This is a genomic window from Synechocystis sp. PCC 6714, assembly GCF_000478825.2.
GTDB lineage: Bacteria > Cyanobacteriota > Cyanobacteriia > Cyanobacteriales > Microcystaceae > Synechocystis.
This window is the reverse complement of sequence record NZ_CP007542.1, coordinates 746,196-761,768: the sequence shown is the minus strand read 5'-3', so window position 1 is coordinate 761,768 and position 15,573 is coordinate 746,196. Positions and strand designations below refer to the sequence as shown.

At 49.2% G+C, this 15,573-nt stretch carries 17 protein-coding genes and 1 tRNA gene; 10 read left to right on the top strand and 8 right to left on the bottom strand.

Annotation, left to right across the window (positions count from 1 at the left end):
* Positions 1–30 precede the first annotated feature (30 nt).
* Positions 31–576 carry a nucleoside monophosphate kinase gene (locus tag D082_RS03460; protein ID WP_028946414.1) on the top strand — a complete coding sequence of 182 codons (546 nt, stop codon included), beginning with the start codon at positions 31–33 and terminating at the stop codon, positions 574–576.
* A 322-nt stretch (positions 577–898) separates the two neighbouring features.
* Here D082_RS03460 and D082_RS03450 read toward each other — a convergent pair whose 3' ends face one another.
* Positions 899–2,008, bottom strand: coding sequence for a patatin-like phospholipase family protein (locus tag D082_RS03450; RefSeq protein ID WP_028946412.1), 1,110 nt, complete (start codon positions 2,006–2,008; stop codon positions 899–901).
* A 107-nt stretch (positions 2,009–2,115) separates the two neighbouring features.
* The gene (locus D082_RS03445) at positions 2,116–2,421 is read right to left on the bottom strand and encodes a hypothetical protein (RefSeq protein ID WP_028946411.1); all 306 of its coding nucleotides are present in this window, start codon (positions 2,419–2,421) and stop codon (positions 2,116–2,118) included.
* A 26-nt stretch (positions 2,422–2,447) separates the two neighbouring features.
* Here D082_RS03445 and D082_RS03440 point away from each other — a divergent pair.
* Positions 2,448–2,520: transfer RNA gene (locus D082_RS03440), tRNA-Ala, on the top strand.
* A 57-nt stretch (positions 2,521–2,577) separates the two neighbouring features.
* Here D082_RS03440 and D082_RS03435 read toward each other — a convergent pair.
* Positions 2,578–2,901, bottom strand: coding sequence for a phasin family protein (locus tag D082_RS03435; RefSeq protein WP_028946410.1), 324 nt, complete (start codon positions 2,899–2,901; stop codon positions 2,578–2,580).
* A 236-nt stretch (positions 2,902–3,137) separates the two neighbouring features.
* Here D082_RS03435 and D082_RS17300 point away from each other — a divergent pair, with 236 nt between their 5' ends.
* From D082_RS17300 to D082_RS03410, 4 genes are all read left to right on the top strand, one after another.
* Complete coding sequence (locus D082_RS17300) at positions 3,138–3,509, top strand: hypothetical protein (protein ID WP_238546812.1); 372 nt, start codon at positions 3,138–3,140, stop codon at positions 3,507–3,509.
* 48 nt (positions 3,510–3,557) lie between these two features.
* Positions 3,558–4,745, top strand: coding sequence for an AI-2E family transporter (locus D082_RS03420; RefSeq protein WP_028946408.1), 1,188 nt, complete (start codon positions 3,558–3,560; stop codon positions 4,743–4,745).
* A gap of 155 nt (positions 4,746–4,900) precedes the next feature.
* Positions 4,901–5,167, top strand: a complete 267-nt coding sequence (gene pipX, locus D082_RS03415) for a transcriptional coactivator PipX (protein WP_028946407.1) — start codon at positions 4,901–4,903, stop codon at positions 5,165–5,167.
* Positions 5,168–5,302: 135 nt separating this feature from the next.
* Positions 5,303–6,130 (top strand): amino acid ABC transporter substrate-binding protein, encoded by an 828-nt coding sequence (locus tag D082_RS03410; RefSeq protein ID WP_028946406.1) that lies wholly within the window; start codon positions 5,303–5,305, stop codon positions 6,128–6,130.
* Between the two features lie 146 nt (positions 6,131–6,276).
* Here D082_RS03410 and chlG read toward each other — a convergent pair whose 3' ends face one another.
* The 5 genes from chlG to D082_RS03385 form a co-directional block, all read right to left on the bottom strand.
* Positions 6,277–7,251, bottom strand: a complete 975-nt coding sequence (chlG, locus tag D082_RS03405) for a chlorophyll synthase ChlG (protein WP_028946405.1) — start codon at positions 7,249–7,251, stop codon at positions 6,277–6,279.
* Between the two features lie 142 nt (positions 7,252–7,393).
* A complete protein-coding gene (locus D082_RS03400; RefSeq protein ID WP_028946404.1) occupies positions 7,394–7,984 on the bottom strand; it encodes an aminodeoxychorismate/anthranilate synthase component II in 591 nt (196 codons plus the stop codon).
* 36 nt (positions 7,985–8,020) lie between these two features.
* Positions 8,021–8,548, bottom strand: coding sequence for a diacylglycerol kinase family protein (locus D082_RS03395; protein ID WP_028946403.1), 528 nt, complete (start codon positions 8,546–8,548; stop codon positions 8,021–8,023).
* A 71-nt stretch (positions 8,549–8,619) separates the two neighbouring features.
* On the bottom strand, positions 8,620–9,156 hold the full coding sequence (ybeY, locus tag D082_RS03390; RefSeq protein WP_028946402.1) for an rRNA maturation RNase YbeY: 537 nt from the start codon (positions 9,154–9,156) through the stop codon (positions 8,620–8,622).
* Positions 9,157–9,160: 4 nt separating this feature from the next.
* Positions 9,161–9,349: a DUF3285 domain-containing protein gene (locus tag D082_RS03385; RefSeq protein WP_028946401.1), complete on the bottom strand. Its 189-nt coding sequence runs from the start codon at positions 9,347–9,349 to the stop codon at positions 9,161–9,163.
* A 239-nt stretch (positions 9,350–9,588) separates the two neighbouring features.
* Here D082_RS03385 and ilvN point away from each other — a divergent pair, with 239 nt between their 5' ends.
* The 4 genes from ilvN (at position 9,589) to D082_RS03365 (ending at position 15,570) form a co-directional block, all read left to right on the top strand.
* Positions 9,589–10,107: an acetolactate synthase small subunit gene (ilvN, locus tag D082_RS03380; protein WP_028946400.1), complete on the top strand. Its 519-nt coding sequence runs from the start codon at positions 9,589–9,591 to the stop codon at positions 10,105–10,107.
* A 97-nt stretch (positions 10,108–10,204) separates the two neighbouring features.
* Positions 10,205–11,152, top strand: coding sequence for a hypothetical protein (locus tag D082_RS03375; RefSeq protein WP_028946399.1), 948 nt, complete (start codon positions 10,205–10,207; stop codon positions 11,150–11,152).
* A gap of 94 nt (positions 11,153–11,246) precedes the next feature.
* A complete protein-coding gene (locus D082_RS03370) occupies positions 11,247–11,801 on the top strand; it encodes a glutathione S-transferase family protein (protein WP_028946398.1) in 555 nt (184 codons plus the stop codon).
* A 136-nt stretch (positions 11,802–11,937) separates the two neighbouring features.
* Positions 11,938–15,570, top strand: coding sequence for a HEAT repeat domain-containing protein (locus tag D082_RS03365; RefSeq protein WP_238546811.1), 3,633 nt, complete (start codon positions 11,938–11,940; stop codon positions 15,568–15,570).
* The last annotated feature ends 3 nt before the right edge of the window (positions 15,571–15,573 follow it).

The window sequence follows — 15,573 nt, the reverse complement described above, 5'->3', positions numbered from 1 at the left end:
TCAAATTCACCAAAAACCAGACCCATAATTATGCGATTAGTCATGCTCGGCGGCCCAGGGGCGGGGAAAAGTACCCAGTCCCACAACCTTAGCCAACAGTTGAATTTGCCATTGATCTCCATGGGCGGGATTCTGCGCGAGGCCATTGCCGGTGCCACTCCCCTGGGAGTTAAGGCCAAACCCTATATGGAAAAAGGGGAATTATTACCCGATCCAATGATGATCGAATTTGTCCAACAACGATTAGTCCAGGAAGATGTTAGCCAGGGCTGGATTTTGGAGGGCTATCCCCGCACTGCTTTCCAAGCAGAGGAATTAGATTTCTTACTGGAAGATTTGGCCCAACCCCTAGACTGGGCTTTATACCTGAAAATCAGCGAAGAGGCCATGCTAGAACGTTCCCTGAACCGCTCCCTTTTTGATGATCATCCAGAAGCTGTTACCACCCGCATTGGTAGATTCCGTGAGTATACGATCCATCTTTTGGAATATTATGCCGGCAAACAAAAATTACTGACGGTAGATGGAAATCCGATGGTAGACCAGGTGACTGCCTTGATTTTGGCACAATTATAGGGTGGCTAAGTGGGCAATAAGATTCAATTTTCGCAGGGACAATCTAGATACACCACAGGGAGGATAGTGTAGGGCTTGTGCGATTCCCGACTATAGTCATTTCAAATAATTTCGAGACTGCTCAAGTCTTTATTGACAAGCTTTTCGGTGAATTTGACTGCCTCAGTCTTACTAGAAACGACTATAAAAGGTCAGGAGAAGAACTGATTTGGGGGGAAGCAATATTTGGGGACGCCACAATAGGGGTAATGAAAATCAAGCAAAATGTCGTTATCAACCCTAGAATTAAGACTTTCACTTTTCTGTTCATGTCTATTCAGACCTAATCAATACCCATTTGTTTAAATCTAGCGTCGATGAATTGCTTTCCTTGCTTTTCTCCATCAGCAATTAATCGATTGATGTTTTCAGGACAGCGGTCTAACTTGCTTTCGTAGTTTAAACTTTTAGCTAATTCTGATGACATTTCGATGGCAGGGATATGGTAAGGTTGATCGCAATCTTCGGGGAATGATTTGGGAATTTTAAATGGTTCTTTAATGCCAGTTTCCTGTAAAAATTCTTCTTTAAAAGCTCCTTTTAAAAATAGGTAATTGAGAAACTCAATCTGATCCAGGCTTTGAAATAGAGATACGTTTCCCTCCAACTCGTTACGGCGATCGGCAATGTCGTCAGCTTCCGTGGGAATTTTGTCGGTTTGGGTAGGATTAATCTTAATTACCCAAATTTCCTGGGGAATATTCTCAATGCCAACAAAATCTCTGCGATATAAAGAGCGAATGGGGGGATTGTCAGAAAATAGTCCGTCCCAGTAGGCTTTTTTCTCTCCTTTTTCTTCAATCACAACGGTGGGAAAAATGTTAGGAACACAGGCGGAAGCAAGCAAGTGCTCTATTTTAATTGCCTCTTGACGGGAATTAAATTTATGTAACTTCCCGGTGAGGATATTGCAGGCTCCAATTAACAGAATAGGCGGTTCCAATTGCTGGCCCCAACTTGTCAATTCTGGGAAATCAACATGGGCTTGTAAAAGTTCTTCTAGATTAGTAAAACGACTTCTTAATCCCTGGGTGGCAGAGGTTAACCAAGTTTGAGCTAGGGGAGAGTAGGGCGTGACGCTATACTGGGGCATTATGCCTTTGCTAGTCAATTCTAGGGATCTAATGACAAAATCATTGAAAAATCTTTCTTGATAGGTTTGGGCAGTGTTATCCTGCCAGAAGTCTAGCAATCTTTGCCAAACAGGATTTTCTTTTTTCTTGAGGGCGTACCAAATCAGTAAGGCACAAATTGCCCCTCCGGAAGTACCGCTTAAACTAACAATATTGAAGTGGTCTTGGACGTTGTTTTCGAACAGAGCCTTCATCACACCAGCGGTGAAAGCAGTTTGACTGCCCCCACCTTGACAGGCGATCGCCACTTTGGGTTTCATAGTTTCTTGATGGGTTGATTGTTTTAGGGTTACTGCGACGATAATCAGAAATTACTGGCACTCAGCTGATTGACCCAAAATTGGGTCTACGGCCATGGTATTTTTCCCTACTCATTGGCCAAATTAACCCACCAAAGACTTCCATTGTTCCATTGCCAAATTTGTAAAATTCCCTTGACCATAGACCAGCGCTTTAAGAAAAGATGGTACTTTTGACGTATCTGTCGATTCTTTGCGGTAAAATCGGACAACATTGCCGGGGCAGGGGCAAAAAGGTTGTGACAACAGTGTTCCCAATGATCTAACCGTTTAGTTAATCGTTGCAATTGTCGGTAAACCGAGTAAAGCTTAACTGCTAGGAATATATTGCCTAGGGCTAGACCAAAATTGAAGCAGATGACGAACAACAGCATCGAATGTTAGAATGGAGGGTCAGTTCGGGGAATTAGCTCAGTTGGTAGAGCGCTGCGATCGCACCGCAGAGGTCAGGGATTCGAGTTCCCTATTCTCCATAGGCTCTATCATCGTATTCCTAGGTTGGGGGGTGACAATGCGGTTACTGCCCAAGCTTAGCGCCAACGTTGGTTTTCCAGGTCCCGGATTTGCCGTTCTAGGCGATCGATTCTGCCGCGGAGCTCGTCCATCTCTGACTGACGGGGTAAACCCAAATCCTGCAGCATGTTACGCAATTGCCTTTCCAAGTTGGCCTCAATTTGTCCCTGCTCGCTTTTGATTTGGCTCATCAAATCATCCACAAAGGCGGTGGCTTGGTCTGCATTGATTTTTCCTTCTTTCACCCATTGTTCACTCACGTCACTAAGTTTCTCTGCCACTAGGGTGGTGGTGCCAACGCCAATCATCAAGAGTTGTTTTAGCCAGTCGTTTGTATCCATGGGGAGTTAGGGGGGGATGAAGTTGAAACTTTACCGAAGTTGGCCGAAGAATTGGTTCTCAATCCCGGCTTGTCCTTTCTGACAACCATAGCAAAAACCACCTTAAGCATCTCAATTTTTCATTTCCTCAGCGCCACTTTCCCCCCGATGGTGGCCATGCCCTCCTTGGGCTGTTGCTATATAATGGGCGGCACGGGCTTGTGGGCGATCGCCACTAAATGTGTTTTTTTGAGAGTATGAATTTGATTAACTGGTTAGCTGATTTTTCTCGGGGCAACTGCGTTGGTATTTGCGCCTTTCTCGTACCTTCAATTTTGCTTTGCACTACAATCTGTGCAGGCTTAATTTCCCTAGGTCAACCCCGCTGGTCAGTTAATACTGCCTACATTGCTACCTTAGCGTCCTGCGGAGTGATGGGGCTCCACGTTGCCTCCTGGTTCACCATAGGAGTCGTCACCCCAGTTACCTTCATCTTGCTAGGGCTTTCCCTCACCTGTGGGGTGTTTACCACTCTCCTCTGGCGATTTTCCCCCCAATGGCAATGGTTTTACAACTCTGGACTGAGGCAGATGATGAAGGCTAAATGGCCCCTGACCTCCAAGATTTGACATTCCCCACGACCCAATGTGTCGAGGCTCACCATGGGACCGCCCACTATGACAGAACCAGCCAACAATCATCCCAATCCCCCGTCCCAAAATTGGTTGTTCAAATGGTGGAATTCCCTCAATGCCCTCACCCGCCTATTGGTGTTAGTACTGGGGGCACCCCTGATGGTGCTCAATGCCCGGGCCCTATCCTCCATTTTTGGCTATTTTGAATCTCTCTTTGTCATTAGCTTAATAGCCTCCGTTATTGCTTTTTTGCTTAACTACCCAGTGGCTTGGCTAGAAAAACAGGGGGCTAAAAGATTTGTGGCCGCCAGCTTCGTTTTTCTCACTGCCCTAATTATTTTCACCGCCCTGGGGGTGACCCTCATTCCCCTAGCCCTTTCCCAGGCTCAACAGTTGGTAGCCCGTTTGCCAGATTGGCTAGATTCAGGGCAAAAACAGTTGGTGTTGCTGGATCAAAAAGCCGAAATTCTCGGTTGGCCAGTTAACTTTGACGGACTAATTCCCCAAATTAATAGCCGCCTAGCCGCTGAGTTGCAGAATCTTGCCGGTAGTACCTTAAACCTAGCTTTGAGCCTCACCGTGTTCACTGTGGTACGTTTGCTCGACGTACTGCTAACAATAATTTTGACCTTTTATTTGCTCCTACACACGGACGATGTTTGGCAAAGTATCATTGGTTGGTTGCCGGAGCGTTTTCAAAAGCCTTTTTCCGATACCCTGCGCCGCAGTTTCCAAAATTATTTTCTTGGCCAATTAGTTTCTGCCACTTGCATGGCCCTGGGGCTAATTTCTGGATTCTTACTACTCAAAGTCCCCTTTGGTCTACTATTTGGCCTAACGGTGGGGGTGATGGCCCTGATTCCCTTTGGTGGGTCGGTGGGCATTGTGCTGGTTACCTTTCTCGTAGCTCTACGGGACATTGGCATGGCATTACAACTTCTGGCGGTGGCGTTGGTGATCCAACAAATTGTCGAAAATGGTATTGCCCCCAGGGTTTTGGGGAGTGTGACCGGACTAAATCCTTTTTGGGTACTAATTTCCCTGTTGACCGGAGCAAGAATCGGTGGACTACTGGGGGTAATTGTGGCCGTTCCTTCTGCGGTGATGATCAAGGAAGCCCTAGGCGCTATCCGCAGTATGAAACCGTTGGTGCCGATATCAGATTCTCCGCAAGAATCTATGTACTTCAAAAATCAAGATGAGGTACATCCCCTTCCCCCTCGTTCCTAAATCCCATAGTTTGTGTCGTATCAAAAACTACAGCAAATTTTAGATTGATTGACCCCAGAGGCTTAAGGAGAGACAGGACGGGGTAAGATTACTCTCTAGCCAGTGATAGCTATCCCTAGTTGGCAATTCATCCCTGCCCTAACTCTCCGATCTCAATGAGTAACGAAATTTACCTTAACCATCCGACCTTCGGGCTTTTGTATCAGATCTGTTTTTTGGATGATAATCAGGAAATTTTCACTACCCTTTACGCCCAAAGGTTGTTTTTTTTGGTAAAAACTACCCCCAACAATACTCAGTTTGAACCCATCACTAGGGCGGATGCCAAATTATTAATTGAAAATCGCCTTAGATTTCTGCGACGGGCAGGGGATTTCAGGGCCTATGATGTGTTAGCAAAGTTGCATAAGAGCACTTTCTGAGGTCTGGTTCTCTAGCAACGCGTCTGGATATTATTCTGGACTGTAAAATTTTTCTGGGCCGAAGCAAACTAATTGCGCTACCCTGAGCCTTGACCGACCCTTGGTCAATTGAAGCGGATTTAAGGATTAAAATTTATGTTGCTCAAAAGTGCTTTTGCTTTGCTAGCTTTGACTTTTACCACTGGCTTAATGGCGATCGCCCCGGTCCAAGCGGAAACGGTGTTGGAGAAGGTGGCCCGCACAGGGGAATTAAGGGTTGGGACCCGTTCCGATGCAGTGCCCTTTGGTTTTGAACTGCCTAATGGGGAGCTAGAGGGCTATGGAGTAGATTTAATGGCTTTAATTGGCTTGAAATTGGCGGAAGAAACGGGCCAGACCATTAGCGTTGATTTAAATACAGTCACCCTTGAGAATCGTTTTCAGGCGATCGCCAGCGGCGAATTGGATATAGTTTGTGAAGCCACCACCATTACCCAGGAGCGGTTGGAGCTAGTGGACTTTTCGGCTCCATTTTTCATTTCTGGGGCCAAGTTTCTTATGAAGCAAGTAAACGCGGACGATTTTAATATCAATGGCACCCTAGAAGATATTCCCATTGCCTACATTGAAAACACCACTACGTTTGACATTATTCCCCAGATTTATCCCCTGGCTAAATGGGTACCGGTGAAAGACCGTCAGGAGGGTATTGCCCAATTGGACGCAGGCCAGGTAACCGCCGTGGTCAGTGATGGCATTTTGTTGGTGGGGGAACTGCTGAAGCAAGGAAAGACCCCTTCAGAATATGCTTTGGGACCCTATCAACCGATCACCACGGAACTTTATGCTTGTATTCTGCCCAGGGGCGATCGGGACTGGAAGCGCTTTGTGGATGAGGTAATCTCTAGCACAGAAAACCACGATCTATTGCAAGAATGGTTCAATATTGACCAGAGCAATGTGGTGCGGGTTAATCCCCTTTAGGTTTAGGACGGCGATCGCCCGGGGGAATTTACCAAATCATTTCCCCCGTTGGATAGAAAAACCAGGCCTGGCCTGCTTGTTTACTGGCTTCCTGGGCCTGGAATTGGCAGCTTTTGGAGCGTGATTTAACCTTTCAGCTACAGAATTCAAACCCCTGCATGGCCGAGGGCTAACCCAGTGGCCAACATGCCAAAGACCAAAAATGGCTGGGCACTGGCTTGGTATTTAACATCATTTTCCAGGGGATTGCGGAGAAAGTACATATCCTGGAACGTTATCTGGGGAATAAGCAGCAGCAAAACAATGGTGGCGTAAAGCTGTTGGTGAACGTAGATGAGATAACCGGCAATGCCCGCTTGAAAAACGTCGATCATGATCACGCAAATCCAAGCTGCTGCCCCAATGCCAAACATTACCGGCAAGGATTTTAGCCCCAACTGGCGATCTCCTTCCACACTTTTGAAATCATTGACCACGGCAATGCCCAAACCGGCCAAGCTATAAATCAAAGTCAAGATCATGATGGTGGAGTTGAGGGTACCGAACAAGGCGTGGCCCGCCCACCAAGGCAGAGCAATGTAACTGGCTCCCAAAGCATAGTTACCCAACCAACCATTTTGCTTTAGCTTTAATGGTGGAGCAGAGTAAATGTAGGCAATAAAAGCTCCCCCTAAAGTCAGCACCGTCATAATGGGAAAATCGTGCTGGGCCCACACATCCAGACCATAGGCAACACCAATGCCCATCGCCAACAGGATTAAAATTTGCGCCACCACTTGGGGCACCGAAATAGCCCCCGAAGGAATAGGGCGGTAGGGTTCATTAATGGCGTCAATTTCCCGGTCGTAAAAATCGTTCAGAGTTTGGGTATAACCCGTCATTAAGGGGCCGGACAACAACATACAGGTGAGGGCTTTGAGAAAATCCTCCACAGACCAAACATATCCCCCGGAAGAAGCGGCCCCACAGACCACCCCCCAGATAAGGGGAATCCAGGTGATCGGCTTCATCAACTGGAGGCGAATTTTCCAAATAGAACTTTCTCCCGAGGCAGCCCCCTTCATACCCAGCAACTGCCGGGCCTTGGCTTGGCTTTGACCGGTATTTTGTGTATCAGACATAGATAATTTAAAGGTTGACTAGCGTACCCAAAAACACTGACCCAGCCTATCACCTTGGGGCTAGGAATGCCATGGAGCAATGGGGGTGAGTTGGTTGATGGTTAAACCTTGACTGATTCGGGAAAAATTTCGAGGAAAGTTCCTAACCGAGACCCTGCAAAAAGTTTTCCAGCATTTGTTTCCCCTCCTTGGTGAGAATACTTTCGGGATGGAATTGCACACTCTGCACGTGGGGATAATCCCGGTGCCGAAAGGCCATCACCATGCCATCCACTAACCAAGCAGTAACTTCTAGGCAGTCGGGCAAACTTTCCCGTTCAACAATCAGGCTGTGGTAACGGGTTGCCTGCAATGGACTAGTTAAACCAGCGAAAATCCCCTGCTGTTGATGGTAGATTTGGGACGTTTTGCCATGCATCAATTCTGGGGCGGCCACCACTTTTCCTCCGAATACCTGACCGATGCTCTGGTGTCCCAGGCAGACTCCTAGAATGGGCGTGGAGGGACTCAGTTTTTCAATTAACTGCAAGGAGATGCCCGCATCATCGGGACGGCCAGGGCCAGGGGAAATGACAATGGCATCGGGCTGGAGAGATTTTACTTCTTCAAGGCTGATCTGATCATTGCGATAGACCTGCAGATCCTTGGCCACGGCATACTTTTGCCCCAATTCGCCTAAATACTGAACGAGGTTGTAGGTAAAACTATCGTAGTTATCTATGACCAGAATCAACTGGGATGCTCCTTTGCCGTCGAATGTGGATGGGGATTAGACCATCAAGGATAGCAGTGGTGGTAATAATAAACATCCCCCCACTATCACCGAGGCGATCGCCGCCAATAATACTGCTCCGGCCGCACAATCCTTAGCAATCTTGGCAAGTTCATGGTAGGACTGCCCCACCGTTAAATCCACCACCGACTCTAAAGCTGTATTTAACAACTCCAAAATCATCACCAAAGAAGAGGTCAGGGCCAACACCGCTACGGCGATCGCCGCTAAATGCAACAGAAAGGCCGCTGTGATAACCGCCATCCCCATAAATGTATGGATACGAAAATTGCGCTGGGTGACAAAAGCATAACGAACCCCAGCCCAAGCGTAACGAAAACTCACCAACAGATTGGGGGCCACCTGCCAGGCATTTTTTCTCAACGGCTTTTTAGGGCCGGGCTTGGGGGCAGCCACCACCAGAGCCAAGGGGGGAGAGGATTGGGTCTGCTTAGCCTTGCCGGATAAACCCTGATCAGCAAAAACCGCCGAGGATGGGGAAGACATGGGATATACCGATTTCATGAGCTACGACTCCGAGCAGTGTAGTCGACAGAAAAATTCTCCTATGTAACCTGGATTACAAGTTTCAAGTTTTAGGTGAATAGGGGAGGATTTTGGTCGATTAAGGTTAATAAATGGGATTGCTGGGACAGCATAGCGGTGAGGGCGGCCTCATCGGGATGATCCCAACCAAGCAAGTGGAGCAGTCCATGGGCGGTTAGCCAGATTACCTCTAACCCAGCGCTGTGGCCCCTTTCTTCGGCCTGGTGGCCAGCCCGTTCTAGGGAAATCACTATATCGCCCAAATAAAGGGGTTCCCCCATTTCTTCGGATTCTATTAAGGGAAAATCCCCTTCCAGGGCGGCAAAAGCTAAGACATCGGTGGGCTTATCCTGGTGACGAAATTGCCGATTTAACTCTTGGATTTGGCGATCGCCGGTCAGTAACAGGGTAACTTCATAGCCGGGGGCGGGGGGCAGATCATCCGCTAGAGATTCCAACCAGCGTCTACACCATTCCTGCCACGGATTGGCCAATAACTCCCCTACCCAACCAGACACAGCCAAACCAGCCAATTCTGTTTGTAGGCTGAGTTCCACCGCAATTTGGTTTAGGGAGGTAGGGGCCATGGTCTTAACGGGTCAGGTAAGAAATACCCACCAACACACCAAGGAGAGCACTGGCGGAGAGGAAAAAGTGGGTTAGGGATTTGCCCTTTTTCCGCACCATGTTACGCATGGCCAACTTGACATAGGTCGGTGGTGGTTCCGCTGGGGCAGCATTGGTCACTTCCGGTGCTTCCGGGGTGGGTAAATCACGCATAAAAGTCTATGGCAAGGTCAAAAATGATCGCTTAAGATCCGACGGACTACTCTTTAGCTTTCCTAACTCTAGTCAGGAATTTTGCAAAAAGCAAGTTAACCTTCGTCCTACCCCGGCGACCATGGTAGGATAGGAGGCTGGATTTATCGATAAACTTCATTAATTCATACCCTTCTGGCTCAATTTAAGCTGGTGGTGTCCAGTCAAAATTTCCACCGGCGATCGCCTTCTTTGCCCCCATGAAACACACCCTCTCTGTTTTAGTTGAAGATGAAGCCGGAGTTCTTACCCGCATTGCCGGCCTGTTTGCCCGCCGTGGTTTTAACATTGAGAGCTTGGCGGTGGGATCAGCAGAACAAGGGGACGTTTCCCGCATTACCATGGTAGTACCAGGGGACGAAAACACCATTGAACAGTTGACCAAGCAACTCTACAAGCTGGTGAACGTAATCAAAGTACAGGACATCACCGAAACCCCCTGTGTAGAACGGGAGCTGATGTTGGTTAAAGTTAGCGCCAGTGCCCCCAACCGAGCAGAGGTGATTGAACTGGCCCAAGTATTCCGGGCCCGCATTGTGGACATTTCCGAAGACACAGTGACCATCGAAGTGGTGGGGGATCCGGGTAAAATGGTGGCAATCCTCCAAATGTTGGCCAAATTTGGCATCAAAGAGGTGGCCCGGACGGGCAAAATTGCTTTGGTGCGGGAGTCCGGCGTTAACACCGAATATCTCAAATCCCTGGAGTCCAAGTTTTAAAGCCGACTACGCCATTCCCAGTATCAATCAGTAAGAATCGCTAATTGCTCCACCAGGGTTGCCCTGAGTTCTTTGCCCAGTATTTGCAAACACCTCCATGGCTGATCGACTCCCTCCATCAGATCCCTCCCTCACATCCCAACTGGAAGCTACCCTGGGCCAACTCGAACAAGTAATCCAGAAATTACAGGCTAATCCCCAACAGAGTCTTCAACTGCCCCGGGCATCGGTTGATCGTCTCCAAGCTACGGCCAGTCGTTTGGCGGTGTTGGTCAATAGTGTCTCCACTTCTGCCCCTCCTCCTTTGCAACAAGGCTCCACCTCTGGTGATCTTCAAACGGAACAATGGGACGACTTTTTTGCTGAATCTGTGGCAGCAAATGTTACCGCTTCCCCCCAGGTTAATAAAATTAAACTCCCTAAAAAAGGGAGATTCGGCATTCTAGCTACCATTGCCACTGCTATGTTGGGAATTCTGGTAGGTATTATCCTCTGGATTGGTATTCCGCCCCTCAATCTGCCTCCGCTTTGGGATCAATTGGCAACTCAATGGGGCAAAGTGGCAACGCTTTTACCGACTAAAGAGCAACCCCCAGTGCCCCTGGCCGATTCCGCGCCGAATACCGTCAATGTAGCTCCGGAAAAGACAACCAATTTAGCCGAAGAAACTGGGCTGCCCACAGTATTAGAGGCCCCATCTCCCCCCGCTCCAGTGGCCATTTCCCCCCTGCCCCTAGCTCCCTTGACCCCAGAACAGAGTTTGTTAGCGGTAATTAAGCGAGAATTGGTGGATTTGGAAGGCCTTTACCCTGCCCAACTGATGCAACGCATTGAGCCTAACTTTTCAGCCAGCCGTTTGACTTTGACGGTGGGGGATCCGTGGCAGGAATTGTCCCCTAAACAGCAGCAAACCCTCCTGGACGCCCTGTGGCAGAGGGCCCAAAAGCTTTCTTTTCAACGGTTATGGATCTACGATCTAGGAGGAAATCTCATTGCCCGATCGCCGGTGGTGGGACAGGATATGGTGGTTTTTAGCCTTCCCTAGGGCGATCAACTTTTTCGCCAAACTCTGGTGGGAACTCATTCTCCCCCCCGGTACAACATCTAGGATTAAACAGGAGCAATTCGGAGGAAAAACAATGATTAAACTTTATGGTGCGCCCCAAAGTCGGGCTTCTATTATCCAGTGGTATTTGGAAGAACTTGCCCTACCCTACGAATTTGTCAACGTTAACCTCAAGGAAGGGGAGCACCGCCAAGCCGCCTATTTGGCTATTAATCCCTTTGGTAAAGTGCCGGCGATCGCCGATGGAGACTTTTACCTGTGGGAATCGGGGGCAATTCTGCTCTATCTAGCGGAAAAGGCCAGCGCCATTCCCGCCGACGTTCAGGTGAGGGCCCGGGTTAACCAGTGGATCTTGTTCGCCAATTCCACCTTGGCCAATGGTCTTTTCATTGAAGCGGTTAGGGAAAAGGAAATGCCTCGCCTATTAAAATCTTTAGAAGAAATTCTCGGGCGATCCCCATTTATTCTCGGGGAAAATTTTTCCGTGGTGGATGTGGCGGTGGGATCAATTTTGGCCTATGTCCCCATCATGCTCAAACTAAATTTTGACGCTTATCCGGCAGTGGCGGACTATGTCCAGCGTTTGGTACAACGACCAGGTTTCCAAGCTTCCATTGGTGCCCTCTAGGGAGCATTGGCCGGTTAGGAGGTGGGTAGATTTGATAGAGTGAATGCCAGAGGGAATTTACTTTGTCTTTAAGATCCTCAAGATCCCCGGTGATCGTCCCCCTTCCTGCCTCCTTCCCACCTTGTTGGCAAATACCATGGTCCACTCCTCTAGCCTTTCGGGGATAGCAAACAACCCCCCTAGCCAAGGAAATTCCCCGGCCGTGTCCAGCACCATTCCCACCCCCGACTGGGCCACCGTCTGCCAACAATTGCTCCACCGAGCCCTGCCCTGCACTTCGGTGCAAACCCAACCAGAATTTGCCGTTAAACAGCCGGGGCGCATTCCCCGTTCCCTCCGGGTTACTGCCAATGGGGTTGCTGGGGATAACAGACCCGTTAGCTACAGCCCTCGAGAATTTCTAGACAGTTTATTGGCTCCGATCGCCCAGGGAGGGGAAAGGAACAGTTACTCGGCTATCCTGGGGGAAGGGGGGGCTGGAAAAACAGTTTTTCTACAACATTTTGCCCTGGGATTGTGGCAAAGTTACCAAGGGGGACAGGGGGATTTTTTGCCCATCTGGCTTAGTCCGTCCCGGTTTAAACAGAAAAGCCTTAAGGATTATCTTTTTGGCCCTTGGTTGAAAGAAGCCATGGCCCTCAATGACCAAATTAGCCCGGAAATCTGGAGAGATAGCTTGCATATGGGCCTGCAGGCAGGACAATTCTGGCTAGTGTTAGACGGGATTGACCAGACCCTTGCTGATCCAGGCCAAATATCTCCGGCCCAGGGCCCACTAACTTGGCTCAAGGATAGCTTGGCGGAACTAGCCACCGTTCCGGTGTTGTTGAGTTGTCACCCAGATACCAAGCGCAATGATCCCCGGGGCTTAGCTGGTTTTACCTGCTACCGCATGGGGGAATTGTTGTATCCTGACGACGTGGAAACAGCCATTGAAGATTATTTCACCGGCGATCGCCCGACCCAAAAAGAAACCCAGGGCAAACCTAATGCTTTAGCTGTAGGGCTAGTGGCAGCACTGGCCGATCCCGCGGTGAGTCATCTACGTCGTTATTTGGCCCGGCCCCGGCGGTTGATGCTATGTTGTCGTTTTTGGCGGGAGCAACCCAGGGATTTCCCCCTCAGTAGCGGGGCTTTGTACCGTGAATTAAGCCAAGCTTTTTACCGTTGGCAAAGCGAATGGGTACCCACGAAAGCAACCCAGCAGGAGGAATTAGCCAGACTATTGGGCAAATTAGCGCAGCAGATATTAATCCTTAATCAGGACGACCATCGGCCACTACCCCAGGCGGAGGTGGAACGGATTTTTGGCAAAGACTCCCCCATATTGAGGCTAGCGTTGCAGTTGGGATGGTTAATGCCCAAGGGCGTTGTCCGCAAAGGAGTTTGGGAAGGGGGTTATGGCTTTGTCGATGATACTTTTCAGGATTACTTTGGGGCCCTGGCGATCGCCGATTGGCGCTTTTTCCTGGACGTTTATAGCCATCACTACCGTATTTTTGCCCGGGAATGGCAGGGGGTGTTGACCTTTTGGTGGGGGAGGGAAGATATTGCCCCCAGGGATAAGGAAGCCTTCGTTCAAGCCCTGTTAGACTTTGACGACCGCTGCAGCCCGGAGAATTTTTATGGCCTACGGGCATTGGAAGTGGCCGCTCTAGCTCTACGGGAATGTCCTGAACTCCCCCAAGCAGATGAGATCGTCGCTCGGCTAATAGACCGGAGTTTAGCCACGGCGGGGAGTAATAGCGACCAGCAAAAATGGGCTATGGAACTGTTGGCGGCCACCCATCGCCCCCCTGTAATCGAAGCATTACTCAAAACCCTTGAAAGCACCGAGGATGACCGGGTTTATGGCCAATGTTGCCAGTGGTTAGGCCAGTGGGGCCAGGGTTATCCCCAGGCGATCGAGCTCTTATCACAACAATTGGCGCTACATGGACAATCTAGCCTACGCTTTGCCATTGCCGGGTCGTTGGCTTTAATTGACCCTCCTAACCCCCAGGCCCTATCAACCCTACTGGTGGAATTGCATCCCAACCAAAAGGATTACAGCTTGACTCTGCAGACGTTAGCCCACTGCGGTGTGGGTAACCCAATGGTACTTAAGGCACTGTTGGATTTTCTTTCCCCTAAACTTTCCATCCTGCACCATCGTCAGGTGTTGCAATGCCTGGAAACTGTGGGTAAAAATCATGGCCTGGTTATTGCCAGTTTGCTTCAAAAACTCCGGCTTTCTCCCCCCGGAGCCTTTGTTTGCCAGATGGCGGAAAGTCTGGAAAAAATTGACCCCGGCAATCCCACAGCCCTAGTGATTCTGCAACAATATATCCAACTGGATCAACCTCTGCCCCTGCGAAAACAGGCTATCTACAGTCTAGGGGAGGTGGGGGCTCCATCCGCGATGGTGGTGGCCAGTTTGGCAGATTTGTTACTGGCAGAAGAGGATGTTTTTGTCCGTTGGTTAATTGTCAGTAGTCTAGCCAAAATAGCCCAGGGCGACCCCACGGCGATTGCCGCCCTCACAACCTTGGTGGAAAAGGTCGTGGCCGAATCCCGCAGTGAAGAGGGGGACTGGTTGCTTAATGAAACTATCCAGGCTCTACTGAAAATTGATGCCCATAACATTGATGTTTTACCTTCACTGGTGTACCTGTTGGAAAATACCGAAGCTGGTGAACATCTACAAATTTGGGCGGAAATTTTGGGCCGCCTTGACCCGGGTAATCCCACCGCCATCAACACCCTGCTCCGCCTCCTCCGCCAAAAAGAGGACCCCTACAGCCAACAACAGGCAGCCACCAGTTTAGCCACCATTGATCCCGGCAATCTTTCTGCCCTAATGGTGTTAATTAATCTTCTACAAAACAGTGATAACGAAAATATTCGCCTCGCCGCCGCTGAAAATTTAGGTCTAGTGGGGAAAAATAACCCTGCTGTGCTGGCCGCGCTAATCCGAGTCGCCGCCACTAATACCGAGGGGGAAATCCTCCGGGCGGTGGTAAAAGCCCTGGCAAAAATTGGCCAAAACAATCGGGAAGTAGCTCAAACTCTGGTGGGGTTATTGCTGAAAAATCCTCAACCTAGGGTGCGCCAAGATGTGGCCAAGGCATTGGTTCAGATTGTGCCCCGCAAATTGTTGCCGATGGTGGTTTATCAGTTGCGGCAACTGTGTGTCCAGCCCCAGGGAGAAAATTCCGCGGAGCACTGGCAGATTTTTTGGCACTGTGCCCAACAAATGACCTATGCTGATTTTTACCAAGCCTGGCATCAAACTCCCCTGGCAACATCCGGCACCACTATTCCCGGTAAAAGTTCTAAGCAAAGGTCTTTTTTCCATTACTCTTTAGCCCAAGCCCTAGAGAAGGAAAATGCTCTTCCAAATCGCTGTCGGGTAATTTGGATTGATACTAGTCAGTTTTTGAGTGTAGATAATCCCAGTGTGGATATCTATGACCAAATGCTGGACCAAAATTGCCCCGAATTTGATGGGACTATCCCCGATAATTTATCTAAGTTGCGGTTCTACTGGCATCAACTACAACGGAAAAAACACGATACTCTTTTGCTATTGTTTGAGCAATCGAGTCCCCCTACCCCGGATTTACAACAGCTTTGGCAGAGTTTGGCTACTTTCCACGGCCCGATCGCCATTTTAGGCATTGAGCCGGCACCGAAAACTGTGGCATTGCCCTATTTTCAACTACGGGAATCCCAAACCACCGCGGCAGAAATTGTCGCTTGGCTGGAAAATTGTCTCACTTCATCCTGAAAT